At 40.0% G+C, this 3389-nt stretch carries 2 protein-coding genes; both read right to left on the bottom strand.

The window, feature by feature from the left end:
- Nucleotides 1-154: 154 nt before the first annotated feature.
- The gene (locus F6K13_RS24695) at nt 155-2806 is read right to left on the bottom strand and encodes a DUF3769 domain-containing protein (protein WP_124145588.1); all 2652 of its coding nucleotides are present in this window, start codon (nt 2804-2806) and stop codon (nt 155-157) included.
- Between the two features lie 317 nt (nt 2807-3123).
- Nucleotides 3124-3240 (bottom strand): photosystem II reaction center protein I, encoded by a 117-nt coding sequence (locus tag F6K13_RS24690; protein ID WP_124145587.1) that lies wholly within the window; start codon nt 3238-3240, stop codon nt 3124-3126.
- Between the last annotated feature and the right edge of the window lie 149 nt (nt 3241-3389).

The following is a 3389-nucleotide window of genomic DNA, read 5'->3' as shown; positions in this document are numbered from 1 at the left end:
TGGAGCAACTAGAAACCTTATAATTAAGTCGTGCAACCCCGCCTTGACTGGCGAAATATTTTTGGAGAGTTGCTCACGCATCCCCTACTTCCCCTCCTGGGAGGGGTTAGGGGTGGTTTAACTTCTGACTTCTGACTTCTGACTTCTGACTTCGTTAACGAACCACACCGCCACCTACGGGCCGAATATCTTCCCCTGAGAAAGGAGTTGTACCACCTTGCCAGTTGAAGTCACTGATCCGGAGGCTAAATGTACCAGTTTGTCGTCTGGGACTAAAAGTTAATATGACTCCATAAGTACGACGACTATATTCTAATGTGATTCGATCGTCGAGAATATCACCATTTTCTATGTTGATTCCACTTTGATAGCCAACCCGAAAACCTTTATAAATCTGTTGGACAAGACCAAATAAGAGGACATTCGTGTCTTCAACGCGGTCAAAGAAAAAAGGTGACTGACCACTTAGACCTGTCTGGCTATAAGTTAAGTTGAATCCAGTATAATCAAAAAAGTCTCTGGAAAAATGTCCAAACTGACCAGTAAACCCAAGACTGCCACGAAGATAAGATTGGTCTTCATCGTTACTATAAAGGCTAGTAGCACCAGTCAGTCCTAAGACCATTTGCACAAATGGAACTACTGGTTTGCTGGTATATCTCAAGCCTTCGGTCGGGGTCGCTGGCAATGCTTCTCCACTCCAGATAGTTAGTGGGTATCTCAGAGAGACTACGCTCTGGAAACGACCAAGGTCAGCTCGTGCTTTAGCATCGTCGTCATCATTTTCATCATTTTCATCGGGTAAGGGTTCAAATGGTTGGAGGTCTGTTAATAATTCCCGACGGTCTGTTCTGGCATTGACAACTTGATAACCTGTCTGAAAACTTAGTTGGGCACCAGTTTCTCCTAGTGGTATTAGGGGGGAGGTAAGAACGACACCTGCGCTGCTGTGAACTGTTTGAAATCCTAAACTACCATTGAATAAGCGATCGCGATAACTATACTCTCCTGTTAAATTGTAACCTTGGTATAACTGTCTTAGTCGAACGCTACCCCGAAAGTCGTCTTCTTCTAGGTCGGGAAAGTCTTTAAATGTGAGAAATGTGGCTCGTCCTTCTAGTTGAGTTGTGGGGGTTATGGAACCGTTTACCGAAGCTTTGAGACCAAACACATTATCATCTATGGGGGAGTCGCCTTCATCTCCTAAAAAGGCTCTTTCTAAGTAATATTGGGGAGTTAGTCTGACTTGAAATGGTATTTGAAGTGGGGGTTCAAATGTAGTTTCAACAAATAATCCTCCTCTATCATCTTGGTCATAACCAATTTGAATTGGCAGGGGGTCTCTTTGGTTACGGTCAATAATTGTTCGTTCGCGAAATAGTGGTAAACTAAAGCGATTGTCGAATACTAACCGTGCTTTTTTGGTGATTAGTTCATCTTGAAAGGGTGATAGGGGTTTGAGTGTAGCACGCTCGCTTCTTAATTCTACTTCTGGGGGTGAGAACGGATCGTTGGTGAGTCGGAGATTTGTGGCTTCCCAGGTGCCTGCACCTAATAAGTTGAGACGGTCTGCTTCAAAGCGCAGTCTATTAACTGTTCCTGCTTGTTCGGGTGCTTCTAGTTTGGGTTCAAATGTAACTTTTGTGCCTTCAGTTGCTTTGACATTTGTTGGTGGTTGAGTAGCACTGATGCGATCGCTTAATGTTCTTGCTTGTAATGCTCCTACTCCTTCTGTGGTGGGTAGGGATGATGAGGATGTTTCTTCGGCGTTACCGACAAATATAATTCCACTTGCTTGTTCAATTACTCCTTTGTCTAGGGTAAAGTTGTATTCCATGCGTTCTCCTAGCAATACTTGTTGCCCTTGAGTAAAAACAGCATTTCCCGTAGCCAGGAGTTGACGAGTTGTTAAGTTAATTTGTACTTTGTCTGCGTTAACGAGTCTTTGACTAAATCGCACTATTACTTTACCTTCTGCTGTAATTAGTCGCCGTTGGTCGTCATATTCTTGACGCTCTGCTGTTACTTCTACTACATCTGCTGGCAAGGGTACTGTAATAGGTTGTTTATTTTCTGTTTCTTCGTCTGACTCTTGGGTTTGAGATTCTGGATCTGCTATGGGAACGGGTGTTTCTTCTTCTTTTGATTCTTGGACATCTGGCTGGTCTATAGGTTGTTGCTCTTGGGGAAGATTGGGCAATTTTGGGGAACTATCTTCTATTGTTTGTCCTATTTCAAGTGTTTGTTTTTGTGTCTGTGTTTCAAGTTGCTCTGGTTGACTGAAAAATTTTGAGGTAATTATTTTTTGCTTGGTACTTGCAGTATTCTTACTGAAATGTTCTAGAATGTCTCTACTGTTTGAGCTATATAAGTTTATTTGTGTAGTAGTTTCTTCTTCTTGTTTTCTGGCTGTATATTCGGAGAAATTTGAGAAGGAAGTAGAGGAGAATGTTAGTTTTCTATCTAAATTAATTTGGTTTTCGATAGTAGAAATTTTTTCTGCTGATGATATATCTATTTCTACAGGTGGTCCCAGACTTGCTGAGGTTGTATGAATTGGACTTACTGGACTAACAGGGTCAAAGGTGGATTTAATTTGAGGAATTTTGTATAATACGGTTTCTCTGAATTCTTGTCCTGAGAAAGTGTTTTTTGCAGACAATATGATTTCCTCAGTCCCCTGGTTTGATTTTGGCAGTGGGCTAGGTACTTGCTGTCGTAATTTTGTAACAGATTGGGTTACCGTTTGTGAAGGGAGGGTTTCAACTATTGGAGGTAGTTGTGGTGGGGGCAGAGGATAGGACATATTTCAGATAGAAACATTAAGCTCAAAGGTTAAAGATCGGAGTCGATCATAAACTTAAGAGTTAGAACTTTTACAGAAGATTTATCAATTCAAGAGTAAAAATCTAATTAGCTTGGCCTGGAGATTACTTTTTTCCACTCTTTAGGGTCTGGATATATTATTAAGTTACTCACTGAATTTGATTTTACATATCATATTTTATAAATTATGTCAAAAACTAGCCTGGAATATAACACTTAATCAGATTAGTGGACTTCCAGGCTGACTGAAATCTTGGTGCAAGTTTTTACTCAGTCTCTAAAAATATAGAGATTTTATTACTCCATATCTCGACCACTAGGGTTACGAGCAGGATCGTTGGACAAGAATCCAAAAATGAATAATGCAACAAAGAAGAGGACGACAATATTAACGACTATTTTTAGAGTTAGCATCTATTAGTTTTCTCCCAGGATGTGAAAAATTGATATTGATTATGAAAAATCTACAACTTTCTTATCATATCTAAATATTGTCTCATTTGACACATATATTGTAGTCAAATGAGACAATATTTAGATATGATAAGAAAGTTGTAGATTTT

Source organism: Okeania sp. SIO2B9 (assembly GCF_010672505.1).
GTDB lineage: Bacteria > Cyanobacteriota > Cyanobacteriia > Cyanobacteriales > Microcoleaceae > Okeania > Okeania hirsuta.
This window is presented reverse-complemented; position numbering and strand designations above follow the sequence as displayed.

What these genes read in the sequence shown, in the direction of transcription:
- F6K13_RS24690 (WP_124145587.1), bottom strand. Translation starts at nt 3,240, where the DNA reads ATGCTAACTCTAAAAATAGTCGTTAATATTGTCGTCCTCTTCTTTGTT.
- F6K13_RS24695 (WP_124145588.1), bottom strand. Translation starts at nt 2,806, where the DNA reads ATGTCCTATCCTCTGCCCCCACCACAACTACCTCCAATAGTTGAAACC.